This window comes from Paenibacillus massiliensis 2301065 = DSM 16942, assembly GCF_000377505.1.
GTDB classification, from domain to species: domain Bacteria; phylum Bacillota; class Bacilli; order Paenibacillales; family Paenibacillaceae; genus Paenibacillus; species Paenibacillus massiliensis.
In genome coordinates this window covers 76,355-96,392 of the sequence record NZ_KB898195.1, presented here as the reverse complement: position 1 = coordinate 96,392, position 20,038 = coordinate 76,355, and the positions used below count along the sequence as shown (strand labels likewise).

Sequence of the window (20,038 nt, the reverse complement as noted above, 5' to 3'; positions counted from 1 at the left end):
CACAATTGTGTAGGGGGACCTGTAAGCGGTAAGCGGTGATTTTTTCACTGGAGCCGCCTTTTCGTATTAAATCTGGTATTGCTTGCGGTATTGCAGTGGAGTACGACCGGTCATTTGCTTGAATACCCTCCCGAAATGGGCGAGGCTGTCGAAGCCCGTGCTCTCAGCGATGCGGGTTACTCTCCAGCTTGTCTCACGTAGCAGCTCCTGTGCCTGGCGAATGCGGACATAATTCAAATATTCAATGACCGTGAACCCGGTGGTCTCCTTGAAGATTCGACAGAGGTACGGACTACTGATGTAAAAGACATCCGCAATGTCTTCGAGTGTCAGGCGCCGGGTGTATTCCTGATTTAAATGCTCAATAATTTCATACACACGCTCTTGTTTCTCGCTTCGCTCGGGGATGATCGGCGAGTGACCTGCAGCCTGAATGCGGCGAATCAGTATCAGAAGATGGACAAGAAGAGACTGCTGACAGAGCAGCTTGAAGGAGAGCTCCTGCACCTGCTCCCGCAGCATAGCTGACATAATCTCCCGGATGGCCTCCCGCTCTCTCGAATCGGGGCGGAGAAGAAAGTTCTGGTTCGGTAGCAGTGGCTGGCTATCCTGATGGATATCCAGTGCCTTACGTATGAAGCGGTCATCGAAGTTGATCAGTATACGCTCGTGTCCCGCCGGGCCTTTGTTCGTGGTGCGATGAAGTTCATTTTTGTTAATGACAATCAGATCCCCAGCCTGCAAGGCATATAGGCGATTATGAATATAATAATATCGCTCACCGTCCAGCAAATAGTAAATCTCGTACGAATCATGGAAATGGTCGGTCATCATATCGAATTGCTCTGTACGCCGAACCTGCTCGATTTCAAATAGATAATCAGGGGTCATGGGGCCCTCCTTGTCCGAAAAATAAAGCGTTATCATTAACGTGCAGCAGTGGGATAAGATATGCATCATTATAGCGTACTGAGCATTTTAGCTACAGCCCATCCATGATAATAGTTCCTTAACCAGATCAAATGTGGGTATAGACACGCTCAAGGGGCTGTCTCATAAGTAGATATTCTACTGGCGGAGACAGGCCCTTCGTCTTCCCAAAAGCTTAAAACGTCAATAGAGCAGCGATTCGCCCGTTAATGGAGAATCGCTGCCCGCGTTTTTGGTCATTTGCAGCTTGCTTCAATAGATTATGGGCGAGCGAAAGCCAGCCGACCTCCAGCGTCACTTTTTCGATGCCGCGAAGCAGAATCGCCGGAAGCCCCGGTTGTTCTTCAGTTGTCCAAATACGCTTTCTGGCTCTGTCATTCGGCGTACGGATAAGAGGTATCTTTCCTCGCTTTGCAGCATTTCCCGAGCCTGCCTCTGATAGCGTAACCGTTCCAAGCTCACCACGACTTCCCGATTTCCCCTTGTCTTCGTGCAGCTTTCTTTTAGCGGACATCCTTCGCAGCTCTGACTTCGGTAATGACGCTTCCGAATTTCGTATTAGCATTGGCCTCGATTTTGGTTCCGTTCCACAAAGTACTGCTCCAAGGAAACGTATTTTTCGTCAGCCAGAAACTGAAGCACGGCGGTAAATACGGCTTCGAGAACGCTCTTCATCCGCTGGGAACGGAAGCGGCTCAAGGTACGAAAGTCTGGCCTCTGCCGTTCAGCGAGCCACATGAAGAGGATGTTGTCCCGGATGGATTTGGCGATTTGGAGGGAGGAATATATACGCTGAGTGTAGGCGTAAATGATGACTTTGGTAAGTGGGGACAACAGCGATTGTAACAACGGTCCGTTTCACGGAGCGTTCTCTCGAAGTGCCTAAGTATATCCTAGTCTAAAACCAAAGGGCGTCCCAAGCAGCCATTTCATGGCTTTTGGGACACCCTCTTGACGGAAAGGATCGCTGTTGTGCTGCGTTAATACTGCTCACACTGCTTTTTGTTGATGGGTAGTGCAAGGACACATCATCAATCAAGCTTATGGAAGCAGCCTCTATTACTCTTATACTCGCGTGGCTCTTCAGTCGAGAATTCAGGATTTTTTCTTAAAGTTGGATTGAAGCAGAGATAAAGAGAGCTCTGCTGTGGATGAAACGATCAGATCTGCTTTCTGCATCTGTGCCGGTGCCCCGACGCCCACGGCATACATCCCAGCGGCAAGGATTGCCTGAATGCCTGCTTCAGCATCCTCAATGCCTATGCATTGGGTGGGTTCTACACCCAGTCTTGCTGCACCGGTTAGAAAAATCTCCGGGTCCGGTTTGCCGCTTGCAATCATATTCACGTCAACAACGTGGTCTAGGTAATGAGCGGCCTCCAGACGGTCCAGAATAAAGGGAGCATTCTTGCTGGCGGAAGCAAGGGCCGTACGAATGCCTGCTTCTCGCAGCTCCATTAGCAAGTTCTCAATGCCAGGCAGCAGATCGGCCGGTGTTATTTTTTTGATCATTTCTTTGTAGACCTCATTTTTCTTTACAGCAAGCCTATGCTTTTGCTCGTCCGTGTACACGGTATCCCTGAGGGAGAGAATAAGTTCAAGAGATTCCATGCGGCTTACGCCCTTCAATTTCTCGTTAAACTGTCTATCGAAAGGAAGCCCCAGCTCATTGGCGAGGTTCTCCCAGGCAAGGTAATGGTACTCTGCTGTATCGGTAATGACTCCATCCAGATCAAAAATAACTGCTTTCAATGTCTGCATCATTTGTTTCTCCTTTCTTCGCTTATGAAGTAAGGGCTGTCACTAATGCAGCTTCGCCCGTAATGAGGACATCCTTCCCGTACAATTTCATAGTCAGTGGCGCCCCAGTTATCAGAGTGATTGTAACCTCGTTCTGCTCCACACTGATGTTCAGGAGACGATCGCGATAATTGATGTGAAATTTGTATTTTGTCCAGTCCTTGGGCAGGAACGGAGAGAAGCTGAGTGTCTCGTTATACGTGCGCATGCCAGCAAAGCCTTGAACGATGGCCAGCCAGCTTCCGGTCATGGATGTGATGTGCAAGCCGTCCTCGGTATCGTTATTGTAGTTGTCGAGATCCAGGCGAGCCGTACGTTTGTACATCTCTACTGCTTTCCTTTCCATCTTCAACTCAGCAGCCAGTACAGCATGAATGGATGGGGAGAGGGAAGACTCGTGCACAGTCATCGGCTCGTAGAATTTGAAGTTGCGTTCTTTTTCTTCCAATGTGAACTGGTCGCCGAAAAAATATATACCCTGCAAAACATCGGCCTGTTTGATGAAGGGGGAACGCAAGATCTTATCCCAGGACCATTTCTGATTGAGCGGAAGCTCATCTTCGTTAAGAGACGATACGGTACGAAGTTCCTTATCCAGGAACGTGTCATGCTGAACAAATACCTTCCGCTCCTCATCGTAAGGAAAGTACATGCGATCAATGATGTCCTGCCATTTCTTCATTTCTTCCTCTGTTATGCCGAGCTCCTGCTTTCTGGCATCGGATACTTTCGGAAGGCTCTGTATGGTATAGCTCAACACCCAGGCCGCCATTTTATTGGTATACCAGTTATTGTTGACATTATTTTCGTACTCGTTCGGTCCGGTTACACCATGAATCATGTACTGATCATGACGAGTGGAGAAATGAACGCGGTCTGCCCAGAATCGGCTGATTTCGACCAACACTTCAATTCCTTGATTTTTCAGGTAATGAGTGTCTCCGGTATAATTCGTATAATTGTAGATTGCATAGGCAATGGCGCCGTTACGATGAATCTCCTCAAACGTAATTTCCCACTCATTGTGACATTCAACGCCAGTGAACGTTACCATCGGATACAGTGCACCCTGCAATCCCTGTTGGCGCGCATTGTGATGTGCCCCGGTAAGCTGATTGTATCGGTAGTGGAGCAGGTTCTCAGTTACGTGCTTGTCGGCAACTGCCAGGTACATAGGAATGGCATAGGCCTCGGTGTCCCAGTACGTTGCACCGCCGTATTTTTCCCCGGTAAAGCCTTTGGGGCCAATATTTAGCCTCTTATCATGACCGTAGTAGGTGGTGAAAAGCTGGAAAATATTAAAGCGGATTCCCTGCTGTGCCTCAATATCGCCCTCAATTTCGATGTCCGCTTTTTCCCAGCGAGCGGCCCATGCATTGACATGCTCCTGTCTTAGCATCGGGTAACCTCTGTTTAGCGCTTCCATGACTATGCTCTCTCCCGCAGGAATTAGCTGTTCCATACTCATATCACGCGTTGTGGTAATAGCTACAAATTTTTGGATACTCGCTGAGCCATGTGGCCCAATGTCATAGACGTAGTGAACAGCAGCATATAGGCTGTCTACTTCACTGGTTTTGGTTTTGGAGAGGACGTTATCCGTTACAATTCCCATCGTTGCATTGACAGTAAAGCGTTCAATACCAAATTGATTTTCTTTTGTCGTGGCAGCAAGACTTATGCAAGGATCCCCAATTTTACGTGCCTCCTCGATCCAGAAGCTTTCTTCATAGTTGGCATCTTCATTTGTCGTATTGGCATCCAGGAAAGGGATTAACTCAATCTTCATATTGTCCTGAGTCAGATTGGTTACACAGTAATCAATCAGGCACATCTCCAGCTTTGCAATGCTCAGAAAGCGCTCCGTTCTGATGTGCACCTTACCATTAACGGTGAATGAACGGCGCAGAATGCCTTCCTTCATGTCCAACTCCTGATAGAAGTCAGTCACGTTATCCTTGAACAAGTCTACTTCTTCATTATTGATTAGGACACGGATCCCGATAAAATTCATGGCATTGATTACTTTTCCGAAATATTGTGGGTAGCCATTCTTCCACCAACCCACTTTTGTCTTATCCGGAAACCATACACCGGCGATGTAAGTGCCCTGGTGATGGTCGCCGGAATATGCTTCTTCGAAATTTCCGCGCATGCCCATGTAACCGTTGCCGATTGAGGTCAGGCTTTCCTGTAGGCGCATGTTATCTTTATGAAGCTTGGTGGTCGTCAATTTCCAGGCATCAACATCAAAAATACGTTTATAAGACATGTAATTCCTCCTTATGAGCGTGAACGTCACGATGGGTAAATTGATAATTTGTGGAGCTGTTAAGTTAGTAAATTGAAAACGACGAAGGTGTATCATCAGGCTGCGATACCAAGTATATTGTGCAACCGATTGCATTGTCAAACAAAAAAACTGTTTGTATCGAGATACAAACAGTTCACGTTTCGAGTATGGGCTTCTTTTATGTTCGCTAACTATTTTCAGTGATATTTTATGCACGATTCGCGTTCGATGATCCGATGAGGCACAATAATGTGTTTTGTTATTTCTGTAGGGTCCTGTATTTGTTCAATCAAGCTTTTGGCTGCCTGAAAGCCGAGCGTGAAAATATCAATATCGACCGAGGTGAGAGGAGGATTCATCATATCTGCCAAAGTCAAATTATTAAAGCTGATCAGAGAGCAATGGTCCGGAACTAAGACCCCGAGCGGATGAAGTGCCTTCTGCAATGGCAGTGCCGCCATGTCGTCTCCTACAATGATGGCGGTCGGTGGGATGGTCAGTGAGAACAGCCTAGAGATGTCCTCGTTGGTAAAATCTGTACCCAGGACATAATCGGCATTGACGGCAAGCTTTTTTTCTTCAAGCGCTGCATGATAGCCCCGAACCCGTTCCTTATGAACCGTTCGTACGATATCGGCACCCACGTAAGCGATATGCCGATGTCCAAGCTCGGTCAAATAGTGGACAACGTCTTTTCCTGCCTGAAAGTTATCGTTATCGACATGTGTTGTTTCGCTGACATATTGCTGAGGCTTGCCGATGACGGTATAAGGTATTTTCTCGCTATGGAAAAAATCAACGACAGGGTCATCAGGCTTGGAATACAGCACGATAAACCCATCTACTCGGTTGGCTCTTGTCATCGTTTTGACGCGTGTCAGCACCTCGTCGCTATCCTTGCCGGTGACAATCGCCATTGTAAAATTTTTCTCATTAGCCAATTCACTGATTCCCCGGATACTCTCAAGAAAGAATGGATTCTGGAATATAGATACATCCGCCTCAGGCATTATAATGCCCAGAGATTGCGTCATTCGGTTCGCTAAGCTTTGGGCCGAATAGTTCGGCTCGTATCCGAGTGCCTTCATCTCTTTACGAACCCGCGCTTTGGTAGCCTCACTGATTTTTGGGCTGTCCTGAAGGACACGGGACACGGTGGAAGTGGCAACATTCGCACGTTTAGCAATGTCTTTAATGGTTACTGCCATCGCTCGTCCTCCTTTACTTACAGTATTCGTTTTTATATTAATCATACACACATAACTTGTCATATCAAACAGATGATCCAAGAAAAAGCCTAATCTCGAAAAAAACAGAGATATCCCTGCTCCTTTAGTTGCAATGGAAAGATGAGTAACCATCGTGTAGAGGAGAGCAAGAGCAACGTCTCATGTTCAGGTTAGCAGAACGGAATGCAGTACACAATGTTATTCATCTGTGGGGCTGAGTTTGAAGACGGACTCCCTGTATTCATCGACTTCAAAAAAATGAGTTGCCAAAAGAAAGAGAATAAACTTATAATATCTATGCAATCGGTTGCATTAATTTTGCGCATTATTGCACAGCCTCTTCGCTTAGCCTAAGCAAAAGCAAGATCGGAAATGAAACCGTTTTTATCATTGTTTCGTTTTCAACTGCCTTGCAGTAATTAGAAGGTTGCACAATAAAAATACAGGAGGTATGCATATGAAAAAGCTTCTGTCTTTTGAGTTTTGGCAGAAATTCGGTAAGTCATTGCTTGTCGTCGTTGCTGTGATGCCGGCTGCCGGGATCATGATTTCATTGGGAAAAGTCATTGCAATGCTCTCGGAAAATGTCGCATTTCTGGTTACAGTTGGCGGCGTTATGGAGAATCTTGGATGGAGTATTATAAATAACCTTCATATCCTATTCGCTGTGGCTATTGGTGGATCGTGGGCTAAGGAGAGGGCAGGGGGTGCATTCGCAGCGCTGCTCGCTTTTATTCTGATTAACATAACGACAGGTACTATCCTGGGAGTATCGAATCCTATGCTTTCACAGGAGGGGGCCACGACAACGACGTTGTTTGGTCAAATGATAACGGTGAATGGATACTTTACCTCAGTGCTTGGTGCCCCGGCGCTCAATATGGGTGTGTTTGTCGGTATTATTTCCGGTTTTCTTGGAGCGGTCATCTTCAATAAATACTATAACTTCCGAAAACTTCCTGAATCCCTTGCCTTTTTTAACGGAAAACGGTTTGTTCCGTTCGTCGTCATCTTATGGTCTGTCATCGTCGCCATAGGAATGTCTGCGTTCTGGCCGTTTGTTCAGACGGGGATCAACAGCTTCGGTAAATGGCTTGCAACTTCCAGTGAGTCTGCGCCGTTCATTGCTCCTTTTCTCTATGGAACACTGGAGCGCATCCTTCTTCCATTCGGACTTCATCATATGCTGACAATCCCGGTAAACTATACGGAGCTTGGAGGAGTATACACCGTACTTACAGGCAGTAATGCCGGCAGTACTGTAGCTGGACAAGATCCGTTATGGCTTGCTTGGGCGAGTGATCTGGCCCATCTGCATGGAACCGATCCACATGCTTACCAACAGCTCATTGACACGGTAACGCCAGCACGTTTCAAGGTAGGGCAGATGATCACGGGCGCAGGCATTCTGATGGGGATTGCCCTTGCTATGTACCGCAGAGTGGATAAAGACAAGCGATCCAAATACAAGTCCATGTTCCTGTCTGCCGGTCTGGCTGTATTTTTGACGGGGGTGACAGAACCACTTGAATTCATGTTCATGTTCGCTGCACCGCTTCTTTACGGGGTATATGCAGTGGTTACCGGTTTGGCCTTTGGCATGGCCGATATCATTCATTTAAGACTTCACTCGTTCGGGATGATCGAGCTACTGACGAGAATTCCGCTGTCGATCAATGCCGGTCTGGTAACGGATATTATTAACTTTGTCATCACGACAATTGTGTTCTTTGCCGTCTCGTACTTCATTGCTTACTTTATGATTGGAAAATTCAAGCTGGCTACTCCGGGACGACTTGGGAACTATACGGATGAAGAGTCCAATAATACAGATTCTTCCAGCGATGGTGTGTTGGATAATGAAGCTGCGGCAGCAGGCATTGACGACGATCTGCCAGCCCAAATCATTGCCGTGCTTGGCGGTCCCGCCAACATTGTAGATGTCGATGCATGTATGACACGTCTCAGAATTACTGTTAACGACGTGAATGCGGTGGGAAATGAAGCGGAATGGAAGAGGCTTGGAGCGCTTGGATTGATTAAGAAGGATAACGGGATTCAAGCCATCTATGGTCCGAAAGCCGATGTGCTGAAGTCTGACATTCAGGACAGGCTGGGGTGAGGACACTTGAACATTTTGACACTGAATGCGCATGCTTGGATGGAAGAGAATCAGTCGAATAAGATAGCTCAGCTTGCCAATTTTATTCATGAACAGGATTTTGATATTGTAGCACTTCAGGAGGTTAACCAGTCCAGGCATGAAGCTCCGCTTGGGGATGCTGCATTGTCAAGGTTCCATGCGACGAGCGGACGGCCCGTGATTAAAGCGGATAACTATGCATATAACTTGTGTAAGCAGATAGGTAGAGAATATTACTGGACGTATGTCCCCGTGCATGTCGGTTTTGATAAGTTCGATGAAGGTCTTGCAATCCTGACGAAAATGCCGATTGTGGATTCTTTCGAAGCATACGTCTCTGAGCAACGGGATTATGATAACTATCGAACTCGGAAAATACTAGGCATCCAGACGAAGGGGGCTGGAGAAGGCATATGGTTCATTAACGGACATTTCGGATGGTGGCATGATGGGGATTCATTCAAGGGGCAGTGGGACAGATTCCTGGAACTGTCTGAACGAATAATTCAAGGGCAGGCTGCGTTTATGATGGGTGATTTTAATAATGCAGCACATCTGCATGGAGAAGGATACGATTATGTGATTCAGAGCGGATGGCATGATTGCTATACTCTGGCTAAAGAGAAAGATGAAGGTCACACCGTCGTCAAGGAGATTGCAGGCTGGGAGGATAACAAGCAGCAGCTTCGTATTGATTATGTGTTTAGTAATCGTGAGCTTTCTATACATTCATCCAAGGTCGTCCTCGACGGCAAAGACAGTCCGATCGTATCCGATCATTTCGGGATTGCTGTTACTCTATAATACATACAAAGGCACACGTCTTGCAGTCCTCCAAATGCAGGGTGTGTGCTTGTTGTGTGGCGTAGCTGTATGACCAGGCAAGGAGGACCGGCAGAATAGCTGAGATTGCCGTCTGTACGGGGGAAGGTGATGTTCTCTTCGATTCAACAATTGGATAAGATATGCATAATTATAGCTCAAAGGGCTAATAAATGCTTAGAAAATGATATTTCTTATACTATAAAATGAAGTCAAGTTAATCAATGTCAGCTAGACAGGGCAGCCTGTCAGCCCAAACAGAGGAGCTGTGATGATCTTGACGAAGAAGAGCTATGCGATTGTAGGAACCGGCGGAAGAGCGGAATTTTTTTATGGTGAATTGGTGACGACCTTTCAAGAGACCTCCGAGCTCGTGGCGCTCTGCGATGTGAATCAGACACGCATGGACTTTGCGAACCATTTGCTGGCGGATAAATATCAGTACCATACAGTCCCTACCTACAAGGCGCACGAGTTCGAGCGCATGATTGAGGAGGTGAAGCCGGATGTCGTACTGGTTACGACTGTGGACCGGACGCATCATGACTACATCATTCGTGCGATGGAGTTGGGCTGTGACGTGATCTCCGAGAAGCCGATGACGGTCGATGAGGAGAAGTGTCAGGCAATTCTGGATGCTGTGGAGCGCACGGGGCGCAAGCTACGTGTGACCTTCAATTACCGCTATGCTCCGCATAATACGAAGATTCGTGAGCTGATTATGGATGATGTGATCGGCGAGGTCATCTCGGTAAACTTTGAGTGGCTGCTGAATACGGAGCATGGGGCGGACTACTTCCGCAGATGGCATCGTGACAAGCGCAATAGCGGTGGATTGCTCGTCCACAAGTCTACGCATCATTTCGACCTGATGAACTTCTGGCTCGGTTCCAAGCCTGCGACCGTGTACGCCCAAGGCGACCTGCGTTTCTATGGCAAGGAGAATGCTGAGAAGCGAGGCGTGACTGAGTTCTATAGCCGAGCTTATGGTAGTAAGGCTGCAGAGAATGACCCGTTTGCACTGCATCTGGATCGCAATGAGCGCTTGAAACAAATGTACCTGGATGCGGAGCATGAGGACGGGTATCTGCGTGATCAGAGCGTATTTGGCGATAATATCAGTATTGAGGACAGCATGCATGTTATGGTGAAATACCGGAACAAGGCTGTTATGAACTACACATTAAATGCTTATATGCCATGGGAAGGCTTCATTATCGTGTTCAACGGCACGAAGGGACGTATCGAGGTACGGATCACGGAGAAATCGTATGTGAACTCTGGCGGAGAGAAGGCGGATGAAGGAGCCTTGAAGTCCAAGCACATTCGCGTCTATCCGATTGATGCCGAGCCGTATGATGTGGAGATTGTGGAGCAAGCCGGAGGGCATGGCGGCGGTGACCCGCTGCTGCTGCAGGATATCTTTGGAGAGCCACTGGAAGATCGCTTCCAGCGGGCCGCCTCTCATCAGGATGGGGCTTGGTCCATACTAACAGGGATCGCGGCCAATCGCTCGATCCGTACAGGACAGCCGGTACAGGTGGATGATCTGATACGCTGGTCATGAGTAGAAAAGCACACTTGATTTGATATCTAACGGGAAGTCCGCATATAGCGGGCTTCTTTGCTTTCGATATTTCTTCGGTGTAACGGAAGGCGAGAGTATGGTCAAGGTTATAGGTCTGGCTGTCCAATATATCGACGGTTTACTATCAGTGGAGCTTCCGTCGCTAGCAGATTCTTGATCCAGAATAAAAGTTGAAGTAAAGTTCGGATATAGGATGAAAGAATAGTATAGGATAGGCTAAATGAAGGGATATGAAGGGAGGGACACCTGTGAATCACCAGGACAGAAGGGCGGGAAGTCTATTCCAGAATGATTTACGCAGAGAGGACTACGGTCCACGATTCTACGCCTATTATTACAAGCAATGGAGCAACTACCGTATGTCCTACCATGAGCATGATTCTACCGAAATCATGTACATCATCTCTGGTACGTGCAGGGTAGACGTGCAGATGGAGAATGGAATAGTGGAGCAGGCCGTGTTGAAAAAAGGGCAATTCATCCTTCTGGATGCAGGCGTACCGCATCGTCTGCTGGTCGAGGACGGTGTTCCTTGCCGGATGCTCAATGTGGAATTTGGTTTTACGAAGGTATCACCAGACAAGCCGTCCATTCGTCAGCTCGCACTTGAGGAGGAAGAAGTGGCGGAATTGCTGAACAGCGCGGCACCGTATTTAGTGCTGTCCGATCCTGAGGAGGTATACCATATTTTGAAGAGTCTCGTGCTGGAGCTGGATCAACGGGGGCTGATTGCTGAGGCGAGATTCCGTTCCGCAACCAGCTCCGAGGGGAGTGACGAGCCGAGTCTCCTGTCTGATCGGGTACCCAGTCCTTTCGCTAGTCCTTATTCTGATGCAATGCTCACCTCCAAGCCTGCGGATGCAGTACCCGTTATACCTCGCGTTCTGGATCAGGGGGAACGGGCTCGCCCACGAGAGGCTCGTAATCTGCAGTTGCCTGAGCAGGGTACATTGGTTCGTACATTGTTCATCCAGTTGCTGGTGAGAGTCGCTCGCCTGTATATCGAACAGAGTAGGAGCACACTAGACCAGACTGAATCGTATGTCAAACGGTGTGTGGAGTTCATGCATCAGAATATGGACCGCAGCATTCAGATGAAGGATATTGCCTCTGCTGTCAATTTGCATCCAGGGTATTTGCATCGTATTTTTCGTAAACATACAGGTCTAACGCCCACGAATTATCTGACGACTCTACGCATGGAAAAAGCGAAAATGCTGCTGCAGCAAACCGACATTCAGGTCTCGGATATCTCTGATTATGTGGGCGTGGGCAGTCGGCAGTATTTTCATATGCTGTTCAAAAAATATACGGGACTTGCCCCTGTGGAATACCGCAGTTCTATGGGGCGGCAGGTCAGTCAGTATCCTGAGTAGGAAGTTAGAATTTTTGACAGTATATATTTGAATAGGTCATGATTTTGATAACGGCCCTCCTGTGGTTATTGCTACAATGTCTCCATAAGCGACACATCATCAGCCGAGGCACAGTCTTCGGATGACAGGAGGATATTATACATGTCTTTTAAGGTGGCTTTTATTGGAGCTGGCAGTGTCGGATTCACGAGAGGGCTGCTGCGGGATCTGTTATCTGTGCCGGAATTCAGCAATATCGAGGTGGCGTTCTGCGACATTAGCCAGAAAAATCTGAGCATGGTGACAGAGTTATGCCAGCGAGACATTCATGAGAATGGCTTGAATATCATGATTCAAGCGACGACGGATCGACGAGAAGCACTGAAGGATGCGAAGTACGTATTTTGTACCATTCGCGTGGGTGGACTGGAAGCTTTTGCGACCGATGTGGATATCCCGCTGAAATATGGAGTCGATCAGTGTGTTGGGGATACGCTGTGTGCTGGCGGTATCATGTATGGTCAGCGCGGTATTGCCGAGATGCTGAACATCTGCAAGGACATCCGCGAGCAGAGTGCTCCGGATGTGTTGTTACTTAATTACGCGAATCCGATGGCGATGCTGACATGGGCGTGCAATAAGTACGGGGGCGTGCGCACGATGGGGCTATGTCACGGTGTTCAGCATGGACACCGCCAGATTGCGGAAGTATATGGCCTGGAGATGGATGACGTAGATATTGTCTGCGCAGGCATTAACCATCAGACGTGGTATATCAAGGCCGCGCATGAAGGCAAGGATCTGACCGCCGGATTGCTGGAGGCGTTCGAGCAACACCCGGAATTCAGCCGTACGGAGAAGGTGCGTATCGACATGCTGCGTCGCTTCGGCTACTACAGTACTGAATCTAATGGGCACCTGAGTGAATATGTACCTTGGTATCGTAAACGTCCAGAAGAGATTCAGGATTGGATTGATCTGGGCAGCTGGATTAACGGGGAGACGGGAGGATACCTACGGGTATGCACCGAAGGACGCAACTGGTTCGAGACGGATTTTCCGAACTGGATGAAGGATGAGCCGATGCGATTCCTAGCGGAAAAACGAGGTCAGGAGCACGGCTCCTATATTATCGAAGGGCTGGAAACGGGACGGGTGTATCGCGGTCATTTCAACACGGTTAACAACGGGATCATCACTAACCTGCCTGATGATGCTATTATCGAGGCACCTGGATATGTAGATCGCAATGGTATATCCATGCCATATGTAGGGGAATTGCCACTGGGCCCAGCCGCTGTGTGCAATGTGAGCATTTCCGTTCAACGTCTGGCCGTAGAAGCGGCTGTACGTGGGGATGATCAATTGCTGCGTCAGGCCTTTATGATGGACCCGCTCGTAGGAGCGGTATGTAATCCGAAGGAAATCTGGCAGATGGTGGATGAGATGCTCGTTGCCCAGGCTCAATGGCTACCGCAGTATAGTGAAGCTATTGCTGCGGCAGAGCAACGGCTGGCGTCAGGGAATCTCATCTCGACAAAGAACTATAATGGTGCTGCCCGCCTCAAGGTGAAGACAGTAGAGGAAATGCAGCAGGATCGTGAGGCCGCCAGCAAGAATGCAGGAGAGTCTGATAAAGGCAAGGATCGTGAGAAGGTAGAACAATAAACGATTTTATGAATTGAGCCACCTTTTATACGGTGTGGTCAAGTTATCTCTCAATAGAGCTACTTGAATTCCGATGAATGAGAGAGCAGATCAAGGTGCGTAGGTACCGCGATCTGTTCTTTTTTTTACTTGCAATTAACGTTCTGGACCCTGCTTTGAATGCGTGCCTGTTGTTCTACATACCAAGTTTATCTGATGTAAGTGATGTCTCCAAGGGCTTCTGTAATCAAAGTAAGGTTGTCTGTAGTCTGTCACTGAATATTGGAGCGCTGGTGAAGAATCTCGGATGGTGGATGTCCCATATGCCGCTTGAATATCCGGTAAAAATAAGAGACATCACTGTAACCCACATATTCGGCTATCTCCGCGATGCTCAGTCTCGATTCGGTCAACATATAGGTGGCTGTCTTGATCCGTTGACTATGGACATGCTCACTGATGGTTCGCCCCGTTACTCGCCGCAGCAAGGTGGCCGCATAGCCAGGAGATTTTTGAATGACGTCCCCAAGCTCATCCTTGGTAATTCTCTTGCGATAATGAATCTGAATGTATTCCTTCATACGCTCTACATGGCGGTGGTGCTCTGGCGTCACTTCACCGCGATCCCACTCCATATTCAAGTGTATGAGAGCCTCCATACATAACGTTGCCGCCATAATCCGATAATAGGGTGGCCGATCCGACCAATGCTGCTGCACAAGCTTGATTCGCTCATGGATCAGATCGTAGCATCCGGGCTTGAGATGAAGTGGAGATGGCTGTAGTAACAGAGGCAAGGTCAGTACATCCACCCGTGTCATTCCTTCAACCTCCTCGTCCTTGTCTATGAAGGTTGTATGCCGAAGAGGCTTCCATAGTACGACATACTTGGTGTGGAACAAGGTGGGAATACTTTTGCCATAGTAGGTTACACCTGCAGGAATGTATAAAATGTCACCCTTATCGAGAATATATTTCTGATCCTTCACCCAATATACACATTTTCCAAATGTCAGGACGACCAGTTGGCATAGCTCACTCCCTTTGGTGGCGGATTCATACCATTCTGTGCCGTGATCCTGTCTAATCGCTGTTAATTCAAGCATTTCGTCCGTCATCCTCCTCTTGGTGAACGATGTTGCATGAAGATCATTCATGTATGTTAACCGGGCTATTATAGAACATAGCTACTACTGTTCCAGTATACTGTACTATAGTTCAAAAGCTGTACTATATTTCATAGTTTCCATACACGAGTAAGGCTACAATAGACAAGAAGCGACAAATAATCAGAGCATTTTGCACACATCCAAGCGCGATCTCCACAAGCAATAGATCAGGCGTAGTAATTGCCTACGTCTGTATCACGTTTGTTCTCTGGAGCGGAAGCGATTGAGATCAAAAGATTGCAAAATGTGATCAAGGAGGATTTGCATCCATGCAAAAAACAAAAATTATTTGTACAATTGGTCCGGCAAGTGACACAGTACCCGTATTGAAGGAAATGATACAGGCGGGGATGACTGTGGCCCGTTTAAATATGGCTCACGGGGAGCTGGACGAGCATGTCAAGCGGATGGAAAGTGTCCGTCAGGCCGCCGCAGAGCTGAATACTTTTGTACCTATTATGATGGATATCAAGGGACCCGAGGTTCGGATCGGTAAGCTGAAGGAAGCCTCTTGTGAGCTGAAGACCGGAAATGAAGTTACGCTGACGACAGAGGAGATTCTGGGTGATTCTGATCGCATCTCCGTGAACTATCCTGATCTGACGAAGGACGTGAAGGCTGGAGACCGCATCCTGATTGACGACGGTCTGGTAGATTTGACAGTACAAGCTGTTGAAGGCACCGAAATCCGTTGTAACATCGTTAGCGGAGCTAACCTGAAGCCGCGTAAGGGCGTTAACCTGCCAGGCATTGCTACCTCTCTACCAGGGGTGACAGAGCGTGATGTGATGCACATTCAGTTCGGCATCGAGAATAAGGTCGAGATTATTGCAGCATCCTTTGTAAGAAAAGCAGAGGATATCCGTGAGATTCGTGCCATTCTGGAGAAGCATAATGCGGGTCATGTACAGATCATCTCCAAGATTGAGAATGAAGAGGGCATGAGAAATCTGGATGCGATTATCGAAGCTTCGGACGGTATCATGGTTGCCCGTGGTGACCTCGGGGTAGAGGTGCCGATTGAAGAAGTACCTATGATGCAAAAGGAAATGATCGACAAATGCAATCTGGCAGGCAAGCCGGTTATCGTAGCTACACACATGCTGGAGTCGATGCAGGTGAACCCGCGTCCTACACGCGCTGAAGTCAGTGACGTATTTAACGCAGTTGTACAGGGAGCCGATGTCGTGATGCTGTCTGGCGAATCCGCAGCGGGTAAATATCCAATCCCGTCCGTGAAGACAATGGCAAGCATTGCGAGAAAAGCAGAGTCTATCATTGACTATCGTGAGCAGTTCGACAAGAAGCGTGCCCAGCAGGCTACTGATATTACGCAGATTATCAGTCAAAGTACGGTAAGTGCTTCGCTTGAACTGAATGCCAAGGCGATTATCACTTCTACAGAGAGCGGCTTCACTGCGCGTATGGTATCCAAATACCGTCCAGAAGCTCCGATTATCGCAGTTACTCAGCATGAGGAAGTGCTGGCCAAAATCTGTCTCCTCTCCGGTGTAATTCCGGTGAAGGGGGACAAGGTAGCAACGACGGATGAGATGTTCGAATCCTCCACCCGGAATGCCATTAAGACTGGCTATATCCAGCAGGGAGATACTATTGTCCTGTCCGCAGGTGTACCCATTGGTCAGACAGGAAATACGAACCTGATCAAGGTATTGAAGGTATAGCTGATCGTTACTGATCAAAGATGTAATTAGCAGTAAGGACCGCACTTGATGTGGTCCTTTTTGTATTTATTCGCTGCACGGGTTGTAAAGCATGCACCAATATTTCCTATATAAGTGAAGGGGTCATCCACTTCATACAAACTATATAGGAAAGGGTGTTGGTCTTATGCCACTCAAAGGGTACAAAATTTTTATTGATCCAGGTCACGGGGGTTCTGATCCAGGTGCAGTCGGTGGGGGTTATGAGGAAGCAGATATCGTACTGGAAGTCGGAAAGTTTCTGAAAACAGAGCTTGAAAAATCGCGTGCTACGGTGCAAATGAGCCGTACGACGGATACTTTTCCGCAGCTAGCCGCTCGCTCCAAGGCTTCTAATGATTTTGGGGCGTCGATCTTCGTGAGTCTCCATGTGAATGCGGGCGGTGGAACAGGGTTCGAGACATGGATTCACGATAACGCAAGCAGTAACACAGCATCGCTGGCGAGATACGTGAATAATGCTCTGGTAGGCTCTCTGGGTAAAGCTAACCGTGGAGTGAAGAAGGCACCTAGCGGGCGGGGCGGCGATAACATCTACGTCATTGATCCCAAGAACACTAAGGCTTGGGCGATTCTGCCGGAGCTACTGTTCATTGATACCGCTTCTGATCGCAGCACATTGGTAGCGAACAAGCAGAAGTGTGCACAGGCGATTGCGAGCGGTATCAGAAGCTTCGTTAATACGCTGCCACCTATTGAATAGACCACAGCTTTGAAGCAGTCGGAACAAACGTGGCGGAGGTACAAAATAAGAAAAAGGATTAAGAACTTACGAGTTCTTAATCCTTTTTCTTATGCTCGTATGTTAAAATATCCCTAGAAAAAGGAGGTATATAATGAAGAAAAATCTTATTATGCTATTTTTAGTCGTATTGTTGTCTGCATGTAGTAATGCGGGGTCTTCGTCTGAGCCGACTGGTAGCCAGCCAGCAGAGGGGGCTGATACAGCCGCTCTGGAGCAGCTCCAACAGGATAATGCCATGCTGCAGGAGCAACTGGAGCAGAGCAAGGAAGCTGACAAGGCTGTTGATGGTGCCCTGAGAGAGACACTGAATATGACCTTCCGGCTGATCACCGCAATGGATGATAAGGACTATGATTATATCGCTTCTGTATCCTCTAGCAATGTAGAGGTATCTCAAGATAAGAATATGCTTATTGTTCGTAATGAGCAAGCCCCGACCGAAGCCCCAACTGAAGTTGCACTTCTGAGCGGTCTTGGCCTGGCTGAGCTGGAATTCCGTGGCTTCGAACAGACGGATGAGAGTCGTGCGGTACTGTTTATGGCAAGAGTGTCTACAACTAAAGGTGCAGAGGGAAATGCGGCACTTAACTTTCAGTTCGTTCGGTCAGGGGACGGAGCCTGGCAGTTTGATGGATTACTAACCAATTAGACTAAAACATAATTAGCTTACATGGAGCCCCCCGTCGGTCATCACGCTTCAGAGCATAGCAATGGGGAGTCCGGCTAAGGTAGATCCGTTAAGGTGGATCTAGTTAAAGCTCGGTCCCTGATGCCTGCTCTTTGTCCTATTCGACAAGTGCTGTGATGATATGATACACTGACCCTTTATTTTTTTTGAAGGAGGGGGTTGCTGATTATCATGAATACTATCTTTCACTTTTTTGACGAGATCAGATGGATCGATGCTGGAGTATCGGTAGGCATCCTGTTGTTATTTCTATTATTTCGTAAGCTCTTTACGAGCTATCTGTTTTCTCTGCTGCGACGTCGACTGAATACGAATGGTGGAATCCTCAAGTGGGCTGAGGCCTTTGAGAAGCCTTTGCGTAATCTCTTCGTACTAATTGGAGTGTACCTTGCGATTCGTTATTTCGTACCCGCTGAGTGGGGCTGGATGTGGGGACTGAACCGGGTTAGTCGAAGTATCGGCATCTTCCTGGTTGGGTGGGGAATCTACAATATGACGGCCTCCTCCTCCGCGCTGTTGGAAGGGATTAGTCGAAGAATTGGTATAGATGAGAGCAGCATGCTGATTCCCTTCTTGTCCAAGCTGCTGCGTTTTGTTGTCATTGTACTGATGGTTACGGCCATCGGGGCCGAATGGGGCTTCAGTATCAATGGCCTCGTAGCAGGCATGGGGCTGGGCAGTCTGGCCGTAGCGCTCGCAGCTAAGGAGACCCTGGGCAATATGCTGGCAGGCGTAGTTATTATTTTGGAGAAGCCCTTTTCCAAAGGGGACTGGATTATGACACCCAGTATTGAAGGAGTTGTCGAGGATATTACCTTCCGCAGCTCCAAGATACGTACCTTCGCAGATTCTGTCGTAACCGTGCCCAACGCTACTCTGGCGGATCAGCCGATCACGAATTGGAGTCGAATGGGGAAACGACGCATTACTTTTACGTTAGGAGTTGCCCTCGATACGGATCGCAAGGCTTTAGAGCGAGCTGTGACGCGGATCGATCAGGCGCTTCGAACCGATGAGAAGATCGACCCGGCGATGATCATGGTGCGGTTCACCGATTTTCAGGAGAGTAGCCTGGGAATTTTGCTGTACTTTTTCACGAAATCGACTGTGTGGGCAGAGCATCTGGCTGTCCGGCAAGAGATGAATTTCATGATCCTGCAGATTCTGGAGGAGGAAGGGGTGCGACTTGCTTATCCATCCAGAAGGCTGTATGTCGAGGAGGCAGCATCGCCACTCCATCAGAGGTACTCGGCTGAGTAATCCTCAGAGCGGTATTAGAACTCTTATTCTCTTGATGCCCTCTGTTCCGGCCCAGCTTCCGATCCCAGCCAGAATGGCGTTATGGAGAAAATGCATAGCGATAGAATAAGTGATTGACCCGACTACCATCTCCATGATAATGAAGCGTTTGATATCGGAGGAAGTGATCACATATATCTTGAAATTTTGGTCCATTCTTCACCTCTGCTATTTTAGGTTATCCTTATGCATTAGCTGGGTTGTCTAATTCGTCGAGAGGCCTCCTAATTTCCTGCATTTAGGGATTCGCCGAAGTTCAAAATCCGAAGAGGGGTGTACGTGAGGGTGATGACTCTAGCCATTCTACTTATGCTAACATTTTGGCTTATCTATGGGCTCATCGGAATTGTTGCAATCCAATGGATTGGGCGAATAATATATAAGAAAGAATTGAGCTATGCCAAAGTACAGTTCATTGCTTCGATTGTGCTGTTACTGATGATGGTTGGTTTTTCGATAAGTTACAGGACCATTAACATGCTCCTCCTGGTTGCTGTCAGCTTGTTATTGCTTGTTCGTTCCTATTCAATGATGAAGAAGGAATTTTAGATGTAGTTAGCATAGGTGCGGATGAGTGAATGAGTGAAGAGACAGTGGCAATTCAGA

General features: G+C 47.8%; 14 protein-coding genes and 1 pseudogene. 9 read left to right on the top strand and 6 right to left on the bottom strand.

Features of this window, described 5'->3' with window-relative positions:
* Positions 1-66: 66 nt before the first annotated feature.
* The 5 genes and pseudogenes from D328_RS0120795 to D328_RS0120770 form a co-directional block, all read right to left on the bottom strand.
* A complete protein-coding gene (locus D328_RS0120795) occupies positions 67-891 on the bottom strand; it encodes a helix-turn-helix transcriptional regulator (protein ID WP_018886971.1) in 825 nt (274 codons plus the stop codon).
* Positions 892-1,105: 214 nt separating this feature from the next.
* Positions 1,106-1,755: pseudogene (locus D328_RS31955) on the bottom strand (transposase); the annotation flags it as partial.
* A gap of 270 nt (positions 1,756-2,025) precedes the next feature.
* A complete protein-coding gene (gene pgmB / locus D328_RS0120780; protein WP_018886969.1) occupies positions 2,026-2,691 on the bottom strand; it encodes a beta-phosphoglucomutase in 666 nt (221 codons plus the stop codon).
* A 22-nt stretch (positions 2,692-2,713) separates the two neighbouring features.
* Positions 2,714-5,002 (bottom strand): glycoside hydrolase family 65 protein, encoded by a 2,289-nt coding sequence (locus D328_RS0120775; RefSeq protein WP_018886968.1) that lies wholly within the window; start codon positions 5,000-5,002, stop codon positions 2,714-2,716.
* Between the two features lie 218 nt (positions 5,003-5,220).
* Positions 5,221-6,231, bottom strand: coding sequence for a LacI family DNA-binding transcriptional regulator (locus D328_RS0120770; protein ID WP_018886967.1), 1,011 nt, complete (start codon positions 6,229-6,231; stop codon positions 5,221-5,223).
* 478 nt (positions 6,232-6,709) lie between these two features.
* Here D328_RS0120770 and D328_RS0120760 point away from each other — a divergent pair, with 478 nt between their 5' ends.
* The 5 genes from D328_RS0120760 to melA all read left to right on the top strand — a co-directional run bounded on the left by D328_RS0120760 (position 6,710) and on the right by melA (position 13,828).
* The gene (locus D328_RS0120760; protein WP_018886965.1) at positions 6,710-8,374 is read left to right on the top strand and encodes a PTS transporter subunit IIBC; all 1,665 of its coding nucleotides are present in this window, start codon (positions 6,710-6,712) and stop codon (positions 8,372-8,374) included.
* Positions 8,375-8,380: 6 nt separating this feature from the next.
* A complete protein-coding gene (locus D328_RS0120755; protein ID WP_018886964.1) occupies positions 8,381-9,199 on the top strand; it encodes an endonuclease/exonuclease/phosphatase family protein in 819 nt (272 codons plus the stop codon).
* 295 nt (positions 9,200-9,494) lie between these two features.
* A complete protein-coding gene (locus D328_RS0120750; protein ID WP_025680789.1) occupies positions 9,495-10,784 on the top strand; it encodes a Gfo/Idh/MocA family protein in 1,290 nt (429 codons plus the stop codon).
* A 269-nt stretch (positions 10,785-11,053) separates the two neighbouring features.
* Positions 11,054-12,181, top strand: a complete 1,128-nt coding sequence (locus D328_RS0120745; protein WP_018886962.1) for an AraC family transcriptional regulator — start codon at positions 11,054-11,056, stop codon at positions 12,179-12,181.
* 141 nt (positions 12,182-12,322) lie between these two features.
* Entirely contained in the window at positions 12,323-13,828 is a 1,506-nt protein-coding gene (melA, locus tag D328_RS0120740; RefSeq protein ID WP_018886961.1) for an alpha-glucosidase/alpha-galactosidase, read from the top strand.
* A 251-nt stretch (positions 13,829-14,079) separates the two neighbouring features.
* Here the strand turns inward: melA and D328_RS0120735 are convergent, their stop codons facing one another.
* Positions 14,080-14,913 (bottom strand): helix-turn-helix domain-containing protein, encoded by an 834-nt coding sequence (locus tag D328_RS0120735; RefSeq protein ID WP_018886960.1) that lies wholly within the window; start codon positions 14,911-14,913, stop codon positions 14,080-14,082.
* A 332-nt stretch (positions 14,914-15,245) separates the two neighbouring features.
* On the opposite strand from D328_RS0120735, the gene pyk reads away from it, so the two are divergent.
* The 4 genes from pyk (at position 15,246) to D328_RS0120715 (ending at position 19,393) form a co-directional block, all read left to right on the top strand.
* A complete protein-coding gene (gene pyk / locus D328_RS0120730; RefSeq protein ID WP_018886959.1) occupies positions 15,246-16,661 on the top strand; it encodes a pyruvate kinase in 1,416 nt (471 codons plus the stop codon).
* 166 nt (positions 16,662-16,827) lie between these two features.
* Entirely contained in the window at positions 16,828-17,403 is a 576-nt protein-coding gene (locus D328_RS0120725; RefSeq protein WP_018886958.1) for an N-acetylmuramoyl-L-alanine amidase family protein, read from the top strand.
* Between the two features lie 133 nt (positions 17,404-17,536).
* The gene (locus tag D328_RS0120720; protein WP_018886957.1) at positions 17,537-18,094 is read left to right on the top strand and encodes a putative periplasmic lipoprotein; all 558 of its coding nucleotides are present in this window, start codon (positions 17,537-17,539) and stop codon (positions 18,092-18,094) included.
* A gap of 210 nt (positions 18,095-18,304) precedes the next feature.
* On the top strand, positions 18,305-19,393 hold the full coding sequence (locus D328_RS0120715; protein ID WP_033413414.1) for a mechanosensitive ion channel family protein: 1,089 nt from the start codon (positions 18,305-18,307) through the stop codon (positions 19,391-19,393).
* Positions 19,394-20,038: the final 645 nt, after the last annotated feature.